Origin of the sequence: Acinetobacter sp. YH12252, from assembly GCF_013417365.1 — a bacterium.
In the GTDB taxonomy this organism is placed as follows: domain Bacteria; phylum Pseudomonadota; class Gammaproteobacteria; order Pseudomonadales; family Moraxellaceae; genus Acinetobacter; species Acinetobacter towneri.
The window spans coordinates 112,648-131,063 of record NZ_VPEA01000005.1; the positions used below are offsets into that span (position 1 = coordinate 112,648).

The 18,416-nt window shown below is 43.0% G+C and carries 15 protein-coding genes; 10 read left to right on the plus strand and 5 right to left on the minus strand.

Annotated features, from left to right (window positions below):
• Window positions 1–20 precede the first annotated feature (20 nt).
• Window positions 21–1,844: an acyl-CoA dehydrogenase C-terminal domain-containing protein gene (locus FTV28_RS06860; protein WP_154320290.1), complete on the minus strand. Its 1,824-nt coding sequence runs from the start codon at window positions 1,842–1,844 to the stop codon at window positions 21–23.
• A gap of 225 nt (window positions 1,845–2,069) precedes the next feature.
• Between FTV28_RS06860 and FTV28_RS06865 the strand changes: the two genes are divergently transcribed.
• Window positions 2,070–4,460 carry a hypothetical protein gene (locus FTV28_RS06865; RefSeq protein ID WP_179989856.1) on the plus strand — a complete coding sequence of 797 codons (2,391 nt, stop codon included), beginning with the start codon at window positions 2,070–2,072 and terminating at the stop codon, window positions 4,458–4,460.
• Between the two features lie 102 nt (window positions 4,461–4,562).
• On the opposite strand, the gene aroE is transcribed toward FTV28_RS06865, so the two are convergent.
• The 3 genes from aroE to hemF form a co-directional block, all read right to left on the minus strand.
• The gene (aroE, locus tag FTV28_RS06870) at window positions 4,563–5,351 is read right to left on the minus strand and encodes a shikimate dehydrogenase (protein ID WP_104852603.1); all 789 of its coding nucleotides are present in this window, start codon (window positions 5,349–5,351) and stop codon (window positions 4,563–4,565) included.
• Between the two features lie 96 nt (window positions 5,352–5,447).
• Window positions 5,448–5,654: a hypothetical protein gene (locus FTV28_RS06875; RefSeq protein ID WP_004974627.1), complete on the minus strand. Its 207-nt coding sequence runs from the start codon at window positions 5,652–5,654 to the stop codon at window positions 5,448–5,450.
• Window positions 5,655–5,971: 317 nt separating this feature from the next.
• Window positions 5,972–6,916 carry an oxygen-dependent coproporphyrinogen oxidase gene (gene hemF, locus FTV28_RS06880; protein ID WP_179989858.1) on the minus strand — a complete coding sequence of 315 codons (945 nt, stop codon included), beginning with the start codon at window positions 6,914–6,916 and terminating at the stop codon, window positions 5,972–5,974.
• A 231-nt stretch (window positions 6,917–7,147) separates the two neighbouring features.
• On the opposite strand from hemF, the gene hemN reads away from it, so the two are divergent.
• Window positions 7,148–8,521: an oxygen-independent coproporphyrinogen III oxidase gene (gene hemN, locus FTV28_RS06885; RefSeq protein WP_179989860.1), complete on the plus strand. Its 1,374-nt coding sequence runs from the start codon at window positions 7,148–7,150 to the stop codon at window positions 8,519–8,521.
• A gap of 44 nt (window positions 8,522–8,565) precedes the next feature.
• On the opposite strand, the gene ribA is transcribed toward hemN, so the two are convergent.
• The gene (gene ribA, locus FTV28_RS06890; protein WP_004974633.1) at window positions 8,566–9,168 is read right to left on the minus strand and encodes a GTP cyclohydrolase II; all 603 of its coding nucleotides are present in this window, start codon (window positions 9,166–9,168) and stop codon (window positions 8,566–8,568) included.
• 308 nt (window positions 9,169–9,476) lie between these two features.
• Here ribA and dxs point away from each other — a divergent pair, with 308 nt between their 5' ends.
• The 8 genes from dxs (at window position 9,477) to FTV28_RS06930 (ending at window position 18,260) form a co-directional block, all read left to right on the plus strand.
• A complete protein-coding gene (gene dxs / locus FTV28_RS06895) occupies window positions 9,477–11,387 on the plus strand; it encodes a 1-deoxy-D-xylulose-5-phosphate synthase (protein WP_179989862.1) in 1,911 nt (636 codons plus the stop codon).
• Window positions 11,388–11,491: 104 nt separating this feature from the next.
• A complete protein-coding gene (locus FTV28_RS06900) occupies window positions 11,492–12,322 on the plus strand; it encodes an inositol monophosphatase family protein (protein ID WP_019836885.1) in 831 nt (276 codons plus the stop codon).
• Between the two features lie 484 nt (window positions 12,323–12,806).
• Window positions 12,807–14,648: a DEAD/DEAH box helicase gene (locus tag FTV28_RS06905; RefSeq protein WP_096901229.1), complete on the plus strand. Its 1,842-nt coding sequence runs from the start codon at window positions 12,807–12,809 to the stop codon at window positions 14,646–14,648.
• A 389-nt stretch (window positions 14,649–15,037) separates the two neighbouring features.
• On the plus strand, window positions 15,038–15,856 hold the full coding sequence (locus FTV28_RS06910; RefSeq protein WP_004974642.1) for an ABC transporter ATP-binding protein: 819 nt from the start codon (window positions 15,038–15,040) through the stop codon (window positions 15,854–15,856).
• A complete protein-coding gene (mlaE, locus tag FTV28_RS06915; RefSeq protein ID WP_179989864.1) occupies window positions 15,853–16,632 on the plus strand; it encodes a lipid asymmetry maintenance ABC transporter permease subunit MlaE in 780 nt (259 codons plus the stop codon). Before FTV28_RS06910 ends, mlaE begins: the two co-directional genes overlap by 4 nt.
• The gene (locus FTV28_RS06920) at window positions 16,632–17,309 is read left to right on the plus strand and encodes an outer membrane lipid asymmetry maintenance protein MlaD (RefSeq protein ID WP_096901228.1); all 678 of its coding nucleotides are present in this window, start codon (window positions 16,632–16,634) and stop codon (window positions 17,307–17,309) included. Before mlaE ends, FTV28_RS06920 begins: the two co-directional genes overlap by 1 nt.
• 15 nt (window positions 17,310–17,324) lie before the next feature.
• The gene (locus FTV28_RS06925) at window positions 17,325–17,960 is read left to right on the plus strand and encodes a phospholipid-binding protein MlaC (RefSeq protein ID WP_004974651.1); all 636 of its coding nucleotides are present in this window, start codon (window positions 17,325–17,327) and stop codon (window positions 17,958–17,960) included.
• A gap of 12 nt (window positions 17,961–17,972) precedes the next feature.
• Window positions 17,973–18,260, plus strand: a complete 288-nt coding sequence (locus FTV28_RS06930; RefSeq protein WP_179989866.1) for an STAS domain-containing protein — start codon at window positions 17,973–17,975, stop codon at window positions 18,258–18,260.
• The last annotated feature ends 156 nt before the right edge of the window (window positions 18,261–18,416 follow it).

Here is an 18,416-nt window from a genome sequence, read left to right on the forward strand (position 1 = left end):
TTACATCTGCTTAGAATATTTTAGTAGTCAAAACTAAAATGTTCTGGTGCTAATGCAGTCATGGTTTTAGATGGATTGACCATTGCTTCTGCATGACCTTGGGTACGTGGCAATAAACGCTCAAAGTAGAAATCTGCAACTTTGATTTTGGCTTTATAGAACTCAGGTGTTTCCTGACCATTGCCTTCAGCCAATTTGGTCGAAGCCACAGCCGCTTGTTGCGCCCAGAAATAAGCCATCATGACATAACCAGAGAACATCAAGAAGTCTACTGAAGCACTGGATACGATGTCACGGTCTTTACGTGCTGCCAACATAATGCGCACGGTTAATGCGTTCCATTGAGCACATAGCTTGGTTAAGTCCCATGCAAAACGACGCATGTATTTGTTACGTGCATGCTGACCACAGAATTTCAAAATTTCAGCGGTGTAGTCACGAATCACTTTACCTTTAGAGCTTAACAACACTTTACGACCAATCAAGTCGAGCGCCTGAACGCCAGTTGTACCTTCATATAAGGTAGAAATACGTGAATCACGTACAATTTGCTCCATGCCCCATTCTTTAATATAGCCGTGACCGCCGTACACTTGCATGCCGTGGTTGGCAGCTTCATAACCCATTTCAGTTAAGAAACCTTTTAAGATTGGCGTATAGAAACCTAAATGGTCATCATGCGCTTCAAAAGCAGCAGTATCACCACGCATTAAAGCGTCGTTCATTTTATCTGCCAATTGTGCAGCATGATAAATCATGGCACGACCACCTTCTGCTACGGCTTTTTGCGTTAAGAGCATACGACGTACATCGGCATGGTGAATGATTGCATCAGCTACTTTTTCAGGGTCTTTTTTACCTGAAAGCGCACGCATTGACATACGTTCTTTGGCATACGGCAATGCACCTTGGAATGCCAATTCTGCATGGCAAATCCCCTGAATTGCTGTACCAATACGCGCAGTATTCATAAAGGTAAACATGGCATGTAAGCCTTTGTGTGGTTCACCAATCAAATAACCCACGGCATTGTCAAAGTTTAGGACTGCAGTTGCAGACGCGCGAATCCCCATTTTGTGTTCAATTGAGCCACAAGTGACAGGATTGCGTTCACCCACCGTACCTTCTGCTGTTGGCAAGAATTTCGGTACGATAAATAATGAAATACCTTTCGTGCCTGCAGGTGCATCTGGGAGGCGCGCTAACACAATATGAATGATGTTTTCAGTCAGGTCATGTTCGCCTGCAGAAATAAAGATTTTGGTGCCTGAAATTGCATAAGTACCATCAGCTTGTGGTTCTGCTTTGGTTTTTACCTGACCTAAGTCGGTACCACATTGTGGTTCAGTCAAACACATGGTGCCTGACCAAGTACCTGCAACCAAGTGCGGTAAATAGGTATCTTTTTGCGCGTCTGTACCAAATTGCATAATGGTGTTGATACAACCCACGCTTAAACCTGGATACATTTGGAATGACCAGTTTGCTGTACCCATCATTTCAGATTTGATGAGGTTTAGCGACATTGGCAGGTTTTGACCGCCGTATTGTTCAGGGTAAGACAGACCTTGCCAGCCACCTTGCACAAATTGGTCATAGGCTTCTTTAAAGCCTTTCGGTGTGGTCACATTGCCATTTTCAAAATGACAGCCTTCTTCATCGCCTGATTGATTAAGAGGAGAAAGTACATTTTCACAGAAATCTGCTGCACCTTCCAAAATCATATCGACTGTATCTGCGTCCGCAAGTTCACCGTTAGAAAGATTTTTGTAGTGGGTCGGGTAATCAAGCACTTCGTTCATTAAGAAACGAATATCGTGTAATGGGGCTTTATATGCTGGCATAGTCTTAATCCTAATTTAGAAATAGTTTTGGATTATCTGTATCGATATGTTGATTATTCACACTCATGATCAAAAAACATTGATAAGAATAGCGAATAAAAATGTCAGAAATGCGAATAGTGAAAATTATTCACCTTACAAAAACGAATGAAGTGTTATGTTACAATGTATCATAATCTATATGTTTGAACAGACCAATCTATAATGAATATAAGGTGTTTAGCAATGAAGATACAATTAAAATATTTATCTTTATGTCTTTTTAGTTTAGCTGCTACAGGTTGTTCGCAGCATGTCATTAAGACCAATTCCAATCAGACGGCAAGTATAGAACAAAAGGCAATTACAGGGTTAAATGCCATCTTTGAAACGCCAAGTTGTGACTTTCAGGGCAAATTACGGGTACAGAGCAATTTAGTTGAAGCAATACCAAAAGTAGCGGATGCTGCTCCTGCTACACTCGATCCTGTACTTAAAAAGCAATTAGATCAGTATTTAAAACAGCAAAAAGTCCGTTTAAGTACACAAGAAAAACAAAACTTATATACGGCAATGGCTAAGGAACAAAACTCTGCTTCCTATGCTGCAGGGGCAATCGAAAAATCGAGTCCTTTTAATTTTCTGTTGAATGTATTGAATGACACTCAGTTTAGCTACGATGGCTCGGTGCATTATCGGCAAAAAATTGCTGCTTTGAATGTGGCAGCACGCTATGAAAAACCGACACTTTTGGTGCAAATGAAAGTACCGATGGTGGTCGATTTTAATGAATATAAGTTCTATACCAATTATTTTTCTTTGTTGCCTTATTTGGTAAATAAAGATAGTCAAAATGACTTTGCCTATATCGACTTTTCTAAATACAAAGCTGATTTTGAGCGGATTAAAGTGGCACAATTTGCCGAATACTTAAAAGCCATGAATGCGGTGCCGTATGTATTGGCAGATTCTAAACATATTCAAAAGTTATCTTTAACTGCACAAGACCGTCAGCAAAAAATTAGTGAAAAAATTCGTTTGAACAGTAGTTTGGAAGATATGTTGCTGCAGCTTGCCATGTTTGATCAGGTCAATGCACCGTATTTGCAACAGACTGTATTGGGGCAGGCGACCACAACCGAAGATGCTGCTGAACAAGCTGAAATTACGCAAGATACATCGGCCAAAGAAAGTGTTGAAGACTACTTGAAACACAATGAAACTGCTGAAGATTATGGCATGAGCCAAGAGGCTTTTGTGGCGTATCAAGCCACCCTTGCTTTACGTGATTTGGTCAGTCAGAAATTTTATGCAACTGAAACGACAGTGAGTAATGTGGCAGATTATTCAGCAGATGCCAGTGAAGATGCCATGATCGCAGCTGAACAAGCCGTTGAAGCGGCTGCTGAGCAGGCAGAAGATTCAGCAAGCACCGCAAGTATGCTAAGCGAACAAGACTGTCAGCGTTTGATCGAAACAGCAAAAACAGCCAAAGTTGGAGATTTAACCTACTGTGCTTATGCCTATGAATTAGAAGCATTTAGCCCAAGTCGTGCTGAGCAGGCACAATCGGTTTTAGATGAGCACTTTGCTTCACCGCAAGAAAAGCTAGCTAAAGTTTTTGAACCATACCGTTCGGAACAATTGGTCGATGCCGCCGCTTTTGCAGCTTTGTGGCAAAAACATCAGGCTGAAATTCAGCAGATTATGAACGCTACACCTAAAGATAAAAAAATACCGATTCAAATTGATGTGGCTTTAGATGATCAGGGGCGTGCTGCAAAAATTGATTATGCGTTGCAATTTAAACGCGAAAATTACGGCACAATTCATGTGTATAACGATGTCAGCATTGCGAATTATGGGCAAGCCAGCAAAATTGACCGTAGTGCGCTGCGTCAAGCCAAATCCATTCAAGAGGTCAGCAAAGACTCAATTTTAGAAAAATGGGTGACAAATTTAGGGCGTACCTTGGAGCAGGAAACTGCAGAAAATAAAGATAAGACCACTGCAAAACCCGCCTTAAGTTATGATGAAGAATTAGCGCAGTTGGCACAAAAAACCTATCAACAAACAGAATCTTTTAGTCAGACTTATCAGACTTTATTTTTAGTGCACATGGCAGCAGAGCAAAGTACGTGGGTAAAAAATCTTAGTCCACAAACCTTGCAGGAAATGGCAGAAGTGTATGCCTATTGGTTCAGTGATGAGCGCTACTATGACCCGAAAGGTGCCGCGCTAAAACGGATTGAAGCTTTACAAGCCAAGCATCATTTAGAAGAAGATGAGCAATTCAATAATGCAATTGGTCGTCGTATCAATAATTTGACTGAAGATGCAGTCGATGAAAATAAAGTCGCACTTGAATGGCGTAAGCTGAAACAGCAATACAAGCAACCACAACAGATATTTGCTCAGCAATATTTAAAAGCCTATGAAGCAGCTTATGATTGGGATGTGCCTGACTTGGAGAATTTAAAGAAAACGGCACACATTTTGGGGCAGACGTATGTTGATCGTCAGCAGGGCAAATTGAGCCAAAATTCAATTCGCACTTTAACTGAAGATCAGGCTGAACAGATTGATTATGAGTTATATATGGATGTGTATGAAGATATGCAGAAATTTGTAAAATAAACCGTGGGTGAAAAATGGGCAATCAGCGTTCAACAAGATTGCCCAGTTTAAATAAAAAAATAGCCCTTTGCTGCTCAAGGGCTATTTTTATTTGGTGATGATTTAGAGGAAATCTTTTAATTCAGGTTTCACGCCATTCCAAATATAAAAAGATTCAATCGCCTGTCCGACCAGCATGCCAAAACCTTCCGAGGTCGGTACGCCACGCGCTTTGGCTTGTTCTAAAAAGCTCGAAGGTTTGCCATAAGCCATTTCATAAGCAAAATTAAACTGCAAACACTCAGGCAAGGTGAGGGCATCTCCCGTTAAGCTGGCAGACGTCGCATTAATGGCTAAATCAAATTGACCTGTTAAATCGGTAAGTGCCATGGCTTGTAATTCTGCTTGCGGTACGGCAGCTTGTAGGTCAGCAACCAGTTGTTCAGCACGGGCAAGGGTGCGGTTGGCAATCACAATTTTTTTTGCGCCTGCTTGTACCAACGGATAAATTACCCCGCGGGTTGCACCACCAGCGCCAATAATCAAAATATCACTGTGCTCTAAATTCCAGCCCAAAGCACGAATGGCATCAACCAAACCCTGACCATCGGTATTGTCGCCATGCAAAACACCATCTTGCATCCACAAGGTATTGACTGCTTTGGCAATTTTGGCACGTTCGGTTAATACGCCACATTGGGCAAATGCTTGCTCTTTAAAAGGCACGGTTACATTCATGCCTACACCGCCCTGATTAAAAAAGTCTGCAACACTGTCTCTAAAACCATCAAGAGGGGCAAGGCGTTTGCTGTATTGCAGGTCAATGCCTGTTTTTTCTGCAAAGGCATGATGCAGTTCAGGAGAACGTGATTGTTCAATTGGGTTGCCAATCACGGCAAATTGTTTGCGCATTTGCCAAAATCCATGTGCTGAAATGTGCATCAATATACGTCAAATTCAGCGCGGACTAAAGCCTATGGTGGTATAAAACGGTGGGAGTCTTTGGACTTAAGGATTACAAATCTCTAAAACGGTTTCTAATACCAAAATAGTGGCAATCACGAACATGGCAATGCCCGCTAAAATGCTGCTACTAATGGCTAAGCCATCTGAAAGATGACTTTCAAAAATAAAGGTCATGCAAATTGAGCCAAGTAACATGGCAAAGGTTGCCCAAAATAAAAAGATTTTGTGTTTGAACAGCGGGCTAAACATGCGGATCTCCTGACAGATGTGGCGCAGTGTAACATAAGGCTTTGACAGTTTGATGAATTCGCCTTTGACTCATGGTTTGATGTATGGATAGTTAAATCCTATTTGTGCATGGTCGAATAGGGTGCGCGGTCACATCATCTATTAAAATCCATCCGCACTATCATGACAGTTAATTCATGCTGTGCATATTTATTGATTTGAAAATAAGCAATAAAGTTTGTAAGTAAAAAAGCGATTCGTGGAAGAATCGCTTTTTTGAACCTTGAATGTGATCTTTTTTACACTGCGATGTAGCAAGGTTTCACCAGTCGCGAGCTTTAACTCGTCTTGAGATTTAACCAATCGCGTGGTTTTAAGTAATAGTCGGTGAGTTTTTTCTCTGCGGAATCTTCTGCCCATTCAGGACGGTACGACCATCCCGCCAAGTTCGGTAAGCTGACTAAAATGGACTCAATCCGTCCACCTGTCTGCAAGCCAAATAAAGTGCCGCGGTCGTAAACTAGATTGTATTCCACATAGCGTCCACGACGGTAAAGCTGGAACTCACGTTGTGCTTCGGTATAGGCTTTGTCACGATTACGCTCAAAAATAGGCAGAATTGCAGCCAAATAACCGTTACCCACCGCCTGAATATAGTTGAAACAGGTGTCAAAGTCCCATTGATTCAGATCATCAAAAAATAAACCACCCACGCCACGCTGTTCATCACGGTGCTTTAAATAAAAATAGTCATCACACCATTGTTTATGTTCTGCATAGACTTGATCGCCAAAAGGCGCACATAAGTCATGTGCTGTTTGGTGCCATGCCAACACATCTTCATCATTTGGATAAAATGGTGTCAGGTCAAAACCACCACCAAACCACCAAATTGGCGGTTGTCCTTCAGGTTCAGCGACAAATAAACGCACATTGGCGTGCGAGGTGGGTACATGCGGGTTTTTCGGGTGAATCACCAATGACACGCCCATCGCCTGCGCAGGTGCGCCTGCAATATTTGGATGACGTTCAGTTGCAGAAGCAGGCAGTTTGGAAATATTGATGTGCGAAAACATCACTCCGCCTTTTTCAATGGCCGTACCGTTTTGTAAGACGCGGGAACGACCACCGCCACCTTCATGACGTTGCCAGTCATCAATTTCAAACTGTGCGCTTCCACCACCTGCCTGTTCTTGTTGTTCTAAAGCCGCACAAATTCGCGCCTGCAAATCGAGAAGAAATTCACGTACACGTTGAATATCCGCGTGAGTAGGATGCGACATGGCCACCTCAGCATAAAAATAAAATGGCTTACATCAAAACATAAAACTGTCTAAAAATTAAGGGGTTTATCCAGTTTGCTGCAAATCGCTCATGCAATTGCGCAAGGTGCTTTGTATTTCAGCATGTATTCCGAGCAAAAGACTAGGTTGATTTCCATGCACAAGCTCAGCACAATAGTTTTTACAATCTAAATTTTAGTCAGCAGCAATTAACTGAATGGGGCAGAGTGGATGACACAGCAGGCAAATTCTTTAATTCAAAAATACAATGTGCCTGGACCACGTTATACCAGTTATCCAACCGTACCTTATTGGTGTGATGCTACTTTTTCAGCCGAGGCATGGCAGCAGACGCTGAAGCGTTCTTTTGATGAATCTAATGCCAGCGAAGGCATTAGTCTGTATATTCATTTGCCATTTTGCGAAAGTCTATGCACTTTTTGTGGCTGTCATAAACGTGTCACCAAACGCCATGAAGTTGAACAGCCATACATTCAGGCGTTATTAAAAGAGTGGGACTTATATTGCCAATTGCTCGAAAGCACTCCCATCATTAAAGAAATTCACTTGGGCGGTGGCACACCAACTTTCTTTTCTGTCGAACATTTGACGCAGCTCATTCAAGGCATTCTGGCAAAAGCCAAAGTGGCAGAACAGCACGAATTTAGTTTTGAAGGACATCCCAATAACACCACCCGCGAACATTTACAGGCCTTATATGACTTGGGTTTTCGTCGGGTCAGTTATGGCGTGCAGGATTATAATGAAAAAGTGCAGCGCGCCATTCATCGGATGCAGCCTTTTGAGCATGTGCAACGTGTGACCGAGTGGGCGCGTGAAATTGGCTATGATTCTATTTCACATGATTTGGTTTTTGGTTTGCCCTTTCAAAATCTAGACGATGTACTGAATACCATTGAGCAGACCCAACGTTTAATGCCAGACCGTTTGGCATTTTACAGTTATGCGCATGTGCCATGGATTAAAGGCAATGGGCAGCGTGGTTTTAAAGATGAAGATGTACCTAAAGATGAATTAAAACGTCAGTGCTATGAAGAAGGCAAACAGCGTCTTTTGGCCTATGGTTATCATGAAATTGGGATGGATCACTTTGCCTTAGAACGTGATGGTATGTATCAGTCGTTTAAAAATGGTACCTTGCACCGTAATTTTATGGGCTATACCGCATCTAAAACGCAGCTTATGATTGGCTTGGGTGTTTCATCTATTAGCGACAGTTGGTATAGCTTTGCGCAAAATGAAAAAAGCATTGAAGATTATTATGCCCGTTTAGCCTGCAATGAAATTCCTGTGTTTAAAGGGCATGTGCTGGATCGGGAAGATTTGGTAATACGTCAGCATATTTTAAATTTAATGTGCAGCTTTGAAACGTCGTGGGCCAGTCCAGAATTGGCATTTCCTGAAATTGAGCAAGTGCTGCAACAGTTACAGGAAATGCAGGAAGATGAATTACTGCTCATTCAAGATCAGCACATTCAGATTTTGGAAAAAGGTAAACCTTTTGTGCGCAATATTTGTATGGCCTTTGATTTGCGTTTAAAACGCCGTATGCCGAATAATCGTATTTTTTCGATGACGATTTAAGTAAGTTGAGTAGAAATTATTTAATTCAAAAATTAAAAGGTGACTCAGAAGTCACCTTTATCATACATGTGCGCCATGCGTTCGTGTTTGGTTTGCAAATATTCTTCATTGAATGGATTTAGACCCACAGTTAAAGGCACACGGTCTACCACCGTAATCCCTTGTTCCTGTAATGCTTGAATTTTCAAAGGGTTGTTGGTGATTAAGCGCACAGCTTTAACCTGCAAATGATCTAGCATAATGCTGCACATATCATAGCGACGTGCATCGGCAGGTAAATTTAGCATTAAATTGGCATCCACCGTGTCATGTCCTTGATCTTGCAGGGCATAAGCACGAATTTTATTGGTCAAGCCAATCCCGCGACCTTCTTGGCGTAAATATAAAATCACACCTTGTCCTGCGTCATTAATCAGACGTTGAGTGGCTTGAAGCTGTGGGCCACAGTCGCATTTTAAAGACGCGAAAGCATCGCCAGTTAAACATTCTGAGTGAATCCGTACCAGAACGGGCTGGGTTGGCGCAGTGTCCAAACCTTTGGATAATGCCACGTGTTCTTCGCCAGTTTCAGGATCTTGAAATACCGTAATGTTGAATTCACCAAATGCGGTCGGTAATCGTGAGGTTGCGACAAACTTAATCGGCACTGTTTAACTCGTGAAATAGTCGATAAATTGTTTAAAGTATAGCGTAATGCTCAGACATTAGTAGAATAGCGAACACGAATTTATACAGAAGATTTTCTTTTTTGTATAAAGCGCACGATAATGGTTGATAAATAGTTAGATTATTCAGGATAATCTACCCACCCAACGTGTGCCCAACTGAAATCACTGCTCAAAACTACATCGCTAGAAATGTGGCTGATTGAAGGTAATACCATTCGGTTATATGATCGAGTAATTCCCATTGACCTCGCTTAGGATTTGCCAGGCTTTAGAAGGCTTTGCCACATATGCTGTATACAGAAATTCCAACTCAACGCCCTGTAACACCATTGCTCGATGAGATTGACCATCCGCAGCAATTACGTTTACTCGCGCAAAGCCAGCTTCCACAGGTGGCAGATGAGTTACGTCAATTCATTTTGTATGCCGCAGGTCAAAGTGGAGGACACTTTGGCGCAAACTTAGGCGTGATCGAACTGACCGTTGCGCTGCATTATTGCTTTAATACCCCACACGATCGCTTAATTTGGGATGTCGGTCATCAGGCTTATCCGCATAAAGCCCTAACAGGACGCCGCGAGCAACTCACCACCATTCGCGCCAAAGATGGTTTGGCTGCATTCCCTGCGCGTGAAGAATCTATTTTTGATACCTTTGGCGTTGGTCACTCCTCAACAGCAATTTCTGCAGGATTGGGGATGGCGTTGGCACGACGTTATCAACAAAACCCGTGTGAAGTTGTTGCCATTATTGGCGATGGTGCTATGACGGCAGGTATGGCTTTTGAAGCCATGAATGATGCAGTGGCCCACCAAGCCGATATGATGGTGGTGCTGAATGACAACGATATGTCAATTTCATGTAGCACAGGCGGCTTTGCCAAACATCTTGCTGCCATTTGGGAGCGTGGTGAATCGGTTTATGTCAGTGAAACAGGTGAGGCTTACGTGCAGCCGCATCCAAAATGGACATACAACTCACGTTTGCACTGTGCTGCCACTGAAGCTGCAGACAACTTATTTAAAGCGATTGGGTTTGATTATTTCGGCCCTTTCGATGGACATGATGTTGAACAACTCACACACGTGTTTAATGCGCTGAAAAAACGTAAAGGCCCACGTTTAATTCACGTTTACACTAAAAAAGGCAAAGGCTTTGCGCCTGCAGAAGCTGATCAAATTAAATATCATGCCATTGGTAAAATTCATGCCAAAGCTGCACCAGTTAGCGCACCTAAATATTCTGATGTATTTGGGCAGTGGTTATGTGATCAGGCAGAACAAGATTCACGATTATTGGCAATTACGCCAGCCATGTGCGAAGGTTCGGGCATGGTGCAATTTGCCAAACAATTCCCAGAACGCTATTTTGATGTCGCGATTGCCGAACAGCATGCGGTGACTTTGGCTGCGGGTATGGCCTGTGAAGGTTTGAAGCCTGTGGTGGCGATTTACTCTACCTTCTTGCAGCGTGGTTATGACCAACTGATTCATGATGTCGCTTTGCAAAATCTGGATGTTACTTTTGGTATCGACCGTGCAGGTTTGGTGGGTGAAGATGGCCCGACCCATGCAGGTGCTTACGACTATGCCTATATGCGTACCGTACCGAATATCGTGATTATGGCACCAAAAGACGAAAATGAATGTCGTCAAATGCTGCACACGGCTTATTTATATAACGGCCCTGCAGCAGTGCGTTATCCACGCGGGCATGGTTTGGGTGTCGAAATTCAGCAGCAGATGACTGCAATTCCATTAGGACAAGCTGAAATTGTGGCGCAGTTCAATCCACGATATGATGACTATATTTCAGTGCTGGCTTTTGGTAGCCGTGTGCAAGCGGCAGTTGAAGCGGCTGAAGCGTTTGCTCAGCAGCACGATGTCGCAGTACGTGTGGTGAATATGCGTTTTGTGAAGCCATTGGATGAAAAGCTGTTAGCTGAGATTGCAGATAACACTGCATTATTCGTCACTATTGAAGAACATGCGATTATGGGTGGTGCAGGCAGTGCCGTGAGTGAATACTTGGCAAAGGCACAAATTGTTAAACCAATTATTCATTTAGGTTTAGAAGATAGCTTTATGCAACAGGCGACACATGGTCAAATGCTGCAACAGGCAGGTTTAGATGCACAAGGCATTGAAAAATCAATGCAAAATGCTTGGCAAATACTGCATCAATCTATATTGAATTAATTTTTAGCAACACTTCTTCCCCAAAAGCCTCAATATTTGCTAAAATATTGGGGCTTTCATGCATTATTCTTTATCAATCTCTTCAAATTTGTAGTGGGTGTTCAATGGAACCTATGGTGGTGATGGCTGCGCGTGCGGCTCAAACAGTTGGTCAAGAGCTTTTAAAAGCGCATCAGAATCGTCATAAACTCGATCTACAAGTCGAAGAAAAAGGCATTGATGGTCCTGTAACGCGCGTAGATCGTTACCTCGAGCAATTGACCATTGATACATTACGCAAAAGTTATAAAAATCACAGCTTCCTGGGCGAAGAATTTGGCATGCAGGAAGGCAAAGGTCACGATGCCGACTGGTGTTGGGTGATTGATCCTTTAGATGGCACGCTAAACTTTGTTCACGGTTTCCCTCATTTCTGTATTTCGATTGCAGTGCAACACAAAGGTGTGACACAGCACGGTGTTATTTACGATCCTGTAAAAGATGAGTTGTTCTCTGCGAGCCGTGGCCGTGGTGCGATGATGAATCAACGTCGTATTCGTGTAAATGTAAAAGACAGTTTAGACAACACCTTCTTGGCAGTGGGTCATGCTTATCGTGCTAAGCGCGATGGCGAAATTGTTTCTTATGCCAAAAACCATTTTGAAAGTTTATTGAATGTGACAGAAGCAGGCGCTCAATACCGCCGTGCAGGTTCTGCTGCATTAGACTTGGCTTATGTGGCTGCAGGTCGTTTAGATGGTTATTTTGAACTTGGCTTAAAACCGTGGGATATTGCTGCGGGTGAGTTAATTGTGAAAGAAGCGGGCGGTACTGTGGTCGATGCACGTGGTGGCAGCGACTCTATGGAAAATGGGCAAGTTTTGGCATGTTCAATGAAAATGTTAAAACCACTTATGAAAGCGGTTGTGCCTGCTTGGGGCGAAGCAGCGAAATAATCAGCTGATCATATTTATACTTAAATAAGACACTTAGCAAAGCTCTCATCCTGAGGGCTTTTCTTTTACCTAACGGTCTAAAACTGCTGGTTTTAAATCTGTTGTTATCGTCCATATACTAGCCATAAAAGCAGAATCTATCACTGTTTACACAAAAAACAGCAAAAGTCGATTAAATAAGGTGACTTTTAAAATAATCCTGCTATAATCCGCGAACGCACTTAATTTCTGTTCATTACCTGAACATTTCTCTTCTAATCATTGTGTATGCGCGTGCGGTCCAAAGAGAGGACGATATCTCGCGCCCCAATCGCTAAAGCGATTCCTTCAGGTTAAGCCGTAATCATGCGTGCGTTATATCACATCGTCGTTACTCGGATCGCCGCTGAATCTTAAATTGTCAGCGATAATTGCTGTACCGCTTTTTGCCGATGTCCATCTGACTTTATTTAATGGAGCACCCATTTTCAGGGTGAAAATCTCTATGAGCAAAACTTTTGCTGATTTTTCTTTACATGAATCTTTACAACAAGCTTTAGAAGGCTTGAACTTTACTACGCCGACTCCTGTTCAAGAACAATCGATCCCAGCGGCACTTGAAGGTAAAGACTTATTGGTATCTAGCCAAACAGGTTCTGGTAAAACTGCTGCATTTTTACTCCCAACTTTAAACGCGCTTGCTAATCAAGATACTTTCGTACCATTTAAAGAGCGTATGAAAGCTATTACTCAGCCGTCAATTTTAGTGCTTTGCCCAACACGTGAATTGGCTCAACAAGTTAGCCAAGACGCGATTGCATTTGTACGTCACATGAAAGGTGTACGTATTGCAGCAATCATGGGTGGTATGCCTTTTGGTAAGCAAATCCAACAATTAAAAGGTGCGCAAGTGGTTGTAGCGACTCCAGGTCGTTTACTTGACTTGGTGAACCGTCGTCAAATCAAACTTGATAAAGTTGATGCCTTAATTGTAGACGAAGCTGACCGTATGCTCGATTTAGGCTTCTCTGAAGACCTAGAAGCGATTAGCGATTTAGCTGCTAACCGTAAGCAAACCTTGATGTTCTCTGCAACTTTTGCAAGCCGTATTATCACACTTGCAGAACGCATGATGAATGAGCCTGTACGTATTGCGATTGAAACAGGTCACTCAACGAACATGGACATCACCCAGACTTTACACTGGACTGATGGTTTCGAGCACAAGAAAAAATTATTGTCACACTGGTTATCTGATGAAGGTGTAGATCAAGCGGTTGTATTCGCATCTACTCAAGAAGATACCGATATGTTGGCTGAAGAATTGGCTGAAGCGGGTCACTCGGTTGTTGCGCTACATGGTGCAATGCCACAAACCGTTCGTAACCGTCGTTTACGCAGCATTCGTGAAGGCCGTGCAAAAATCTTGGTTGCAACAGACGTTGCAGCACGTGGTTTAGACGTACCAACTATTTCTCACGTGATTAACTTCGGTTTACCAATGAAAAATGAAGACTATGTACACCGTATTGGTCGTACAGGTCGTGCGGGCCGTACTGGTAACGCGATTACTTTGGCAACTTACCGTGAGCGTGGCAAAATCCGTGCGTTGGAAGATTTCTTAGATGCTCGTTTAAGCGTTTCAGAAATTGAAGGCTTAGAGCCATCTCCACCTCCAGCACGTTCTGGTCGTGACGGTGGTCGTGGTCGTCGTGATGGCGGTCGCGGTGGTCGTGGCGGTTTTGGTGGCGGTCGTCGTTTTGAAGGCGAAAGCAACTTTAAACGTCGTGAAGGCGGTGATGAACGTCCACGTCGCAGCTTTGATGACAAACCACGTGGTGAACGTCCTGCATTTGGTGAAGATCGTCCGCGTCGTGAGTTCAACTCAGACCGTCCACGCCGTGAAGGTGGTTTCGGTGACCGTCCACAACGTTCATTTGAAGATCGTCCGCGTCGCGAGTTCAACTCAGACCGTCCGCGTCGTGAAGGTGGTTTCGGTGATCGTCCACAGCGTTCATTTGATGACCGTCCACGTCGTGAATTTAATTCAGACCGTCCGCGTCGCGAAGGTGGCTTCAACGATAAGCCGCGTTTTGATGCGAATGATGACAACCGTGGCAACCGCGTAGACTACAAACCACGTCGTGAAGGTAGCTTCGGTGATCGTCCAAAACGTGATTTTGGTGATCGTCGTGAGGGTGGTTTTGGTGACCGTCAACCACGTTCGTTTGATGATCGTCCTAAGCGTTCTTTTGGTGGTGAAGATCGTCCACGTCGCGAGTTCAATTCAGATCGTCCACGCCGTGAAGGTGGTTTTGATCGCCCACGTCGTAAATTTAACGACTAAGATCGCGATAGCAATTTTTATAAAGAAAAACCAGTGCTCAGCACTGGTTTTTTTATGTTAAATATTTTTGTTTTAGATAAATAAAATGTATAATAAGTCACGTTTTTAACTCTATTTGCTAATTATGAACATCAATAGCTTACGATTGCTCATGCAGACGAGAGAGGGAATGATGCCGTATATTGGTTTAGCACTCATCTTATGCAATTTAATGTATTATATTATTTCTTCTTACTTTTAAATTGTTGCTGTCCTAAAAGTGATTTAAATAACAATAATAAGACTGCTTGAACAATACGTGCACAGTTTTTAAAAATTTGCTAGATAACATTTTGCGCTTCAATCCTTTATAGTATGCGTGCTGAAAAAATGCAGGAAGACCCTCAGCTATGAATAATCCAATGCCTCAACATGAGCCGTCATTGATTGAAGTCAATGAACTGAGCTTTAAACGAGGGAAACGTGTCATTTTCGAAAATGTCAGTTTAAAGATTCGCCGTGGTCAAATTACTGCCATTATGGGACCTTCAGGTACTGGTAAAACCACGTTATTACGTTTGATTGGTGGTCAGTTGACTCCCGATCATGGTGATATTTTTCTGGATGGAAAAAATCTTGCGCAAATGTCGCGTCAGGAGTTGTTTGCTGCGCGCGCACGTATGGGCATGTTATTCCAAAGCGGTGCGTTATTTACCGATATGAGCGTATATGAAAACGTCGCGTTTCCATTGCGTGCACATACCCAGTTGCCTGAACATTTAATTGCAGAATTGGTGGCTTTAAAACTTGAAGCAGTCGGTTTGCGTGGTACAGAACAACTTATGCCTGCAGAACTCTCAGGCGGGATGAACCGTCGTGTGGCATTGGCACGTGCGATTGCGTTAGACCCTGAATTGATCATGTACGATGAGCCGTTTGCAGGGCAAGACCCGATTGTAAAAGGTGTGTTGACCCGTTTAATCCGTTCCTTGCGAGAAGCGTTGGATTTAACCACCATCATCGTCTCGCATGATGTTGGCGAAACTTTATCAATTGCCGACTACATTTATATTATCGCGGAAGGCGTGATTCAGGGCGAAGGTACACCTGCAGAATTAAAACAGCATGAATCGGCATTTGTGCGTCAGTTCTTAACAGGCGCTGCCGAAGGGCCAGTCGATTATCAATTTAGCCATCGGGCTTATTTAAGTGATGAGGTGCGTTCATGAATGCTATTGCCGCATTAGGTCAACGCGTCATTGAGCGTGTTCGTGGCATTGGTGTCGCCACCCAAATGTTGTTGCAAATTCTATTTTCAATGCCAACCATACTTGGGGTGAAGCTGTTCCTGTACCAAATGTACCGTGTTGGCGTGATGTCATTATTGATTATTGCGGTGTCGGGTTTATTTATTGGTTTGGTATTGGGCTTACAAGGCTACTCCATTTTGGTCAATATTGGTTCGGAAGCCATGTTGGGCACGATGGTGTCTTTGACTTTGTTGCGTGAGCTTGCACCTGTAGTGGCTGCACTGTTATTTGCAGGGCGTGCAGGCTCTGCCTTAACTGCAGAAATTGGTTTGATGAAAGCCACAGAACAATTGGCCAGTATGGAAATGATTGGGGTAGACCCACTCAAGCGTATTGTGTCACCACGTTTATGGGCTGGGATTGTTAGTCTGCCAATGCTCTCCATTATTTTCGCTGCGATTGGCATTATGGGCGGCAAAATGGTCGGGGTTGATTTTCTAGGTGTCGATGAAGGTTCTTTCTGGAGCGGTATGCAAAGCAGCGTGCAGTTCTATAAAGATATTTTTAACGGCACAATTATTAAAAGTTTTGTTTTTGCATTAATTTGTACTTGGATTGCAGTATATCAAGGCTATGCCTGTGTCCCAACATCGGAAGGCATTGCGACGTCGACCACACGAACCGTGGTGTATTCTTCATTATGTGTTTTAGGTTTTGATTTTGTGTTGACTGCGGTCATGTTCGGAGGTGTTTAATGAAATCACGTACAAGTGAGCTGGCCGTAGGTGTATTTGTCATTTTGACAGGCATTGCATTGTTTTTCTTGGCCATGAAAGTCAGTGGATTGGTGGGTACCAATTTGCGCGACAGTTACAATATGACAGCAACATTTGACAACGTGAATGGTTTAAAACCACGCGCCAAAGTTACTATGAGCGGTGTCACCATTGGTCGCGTCAATGATATTACCCTAGACCCTGTATCGCGTTTGGCTACAGTTGAATTTGAACTAGATGGCAAGTTGACCAGTTTTAATCCTGAACAACTAAAAACAGTGCAAAATTATGCGCTTGAAGAATTGCGCTACAGTGCAGAATACCAAGAAGCAAATCCTCAGCAACAAAAAGAAATGGAACAACAACTGTTGGGTAACATGAAATCCATCACCAGTATTGATGAAGATGCTTACATAATGGTAGCAACCAATGGTTTATTGGGTGAGAAATATCTCAAAGTGGTTCCAGGTGGTGGTTTGAACTTTGTGAAGCGTGGCGAAAGTATTGCCAACACGCAAGGCACCATGGATTTAGAAGATTTAATCAGTAAGTTTATTACTGGCGGTGCAGCGAAAACATCCAACGCAGCGTCAGACGCAGATAAAGACACAGCGACAGCTGAAACAACAGATGCAGAAGTGTCATTTGTTGAGTAATGAAGGAGATTGTCCGTGAAAACACTTTTAAAGCAAACTCTGGCGGTAAGTGTACTTTCAACCATGTTGGCAGGAACTGCATTTGCTGCACCTGCAGAAGCGCCACCAGCTTTTGTGAAAAAAGTTGCCGATAGCTTGATTGCACGTTTAAAAGCAGATCATGCTAAATTGCAGAACAATCCAGCATTGGTCAAAACGATTGTGCGTCAAAACCTTGATCCGTATGTAGATGCGCAAGCATTTACCCGTATTGTGATGGGTACTTATGCGACGAATCAATACAGTTCAGCAGCACAGCGCGCGCAGTTTGAGAAAAACTTCCGTGAAACCTTAATTGAGAATTATGGCACAGCGTTTGCGAAATTTAGCAACCAAAGCTACACCATGCGTCCTTATAAGGCGACCAACAGCAAGAACCCAGTGGTGACCATTGACTTCTTGCATAATGGTGAAAAAATTCCTGTGTCATTCCAGTTGGCAGACAAAGGCAGCCAATGGAAAATCCGTAACATTAACGTGTCGGGTATTGATTTAGGTTTGCAATTCCGTAACCAGTTTGCAGCGAACGTGAAGCGTAATGGCGGCAATATTGATAAAGCCATTGCAACCTTTAAGCCAGATGCAGAAGCTGCGGTTGAAAAGAAAAAATAGGTTAGGTGTGGCGTGATTGAATTATCAAATCAGGAATTATGTGTTTCTGGAAAAATAGATTTCAGTAATGCAGAGCAATATTACCAAAAAGGTCTGCAGTTGATTCGTCAGCAGCAGTTGCCTTTGGTGGTCAATTTGGCGCAGCTAGAACACGGGAGTACTTTAGCTTTGGCCGTTTTGGTGCAATGGTTGCGTCAGACGCCTGAAGCCAAGGGTTTACAGTTTAAAGCGGTTCCTGAAAAAATGATGAAGATCATTCAAGCCTGTCATTTGCAAGATGATTTGAAGCTAATCGTCTAAAACTGAAAAAACCATCAAAAAAGCACCTTCTTGTAAGGTGCTTTTTTATTGCGTTTAGTTTCCCGCTTTATTCAAGTGAGGTAGGCTTGCAAAGCTCTCTAACCCGCTGCTAAAAGGAGAAGAAAGATTGCAAACCTTTCTAACCCGCTTCTAAAA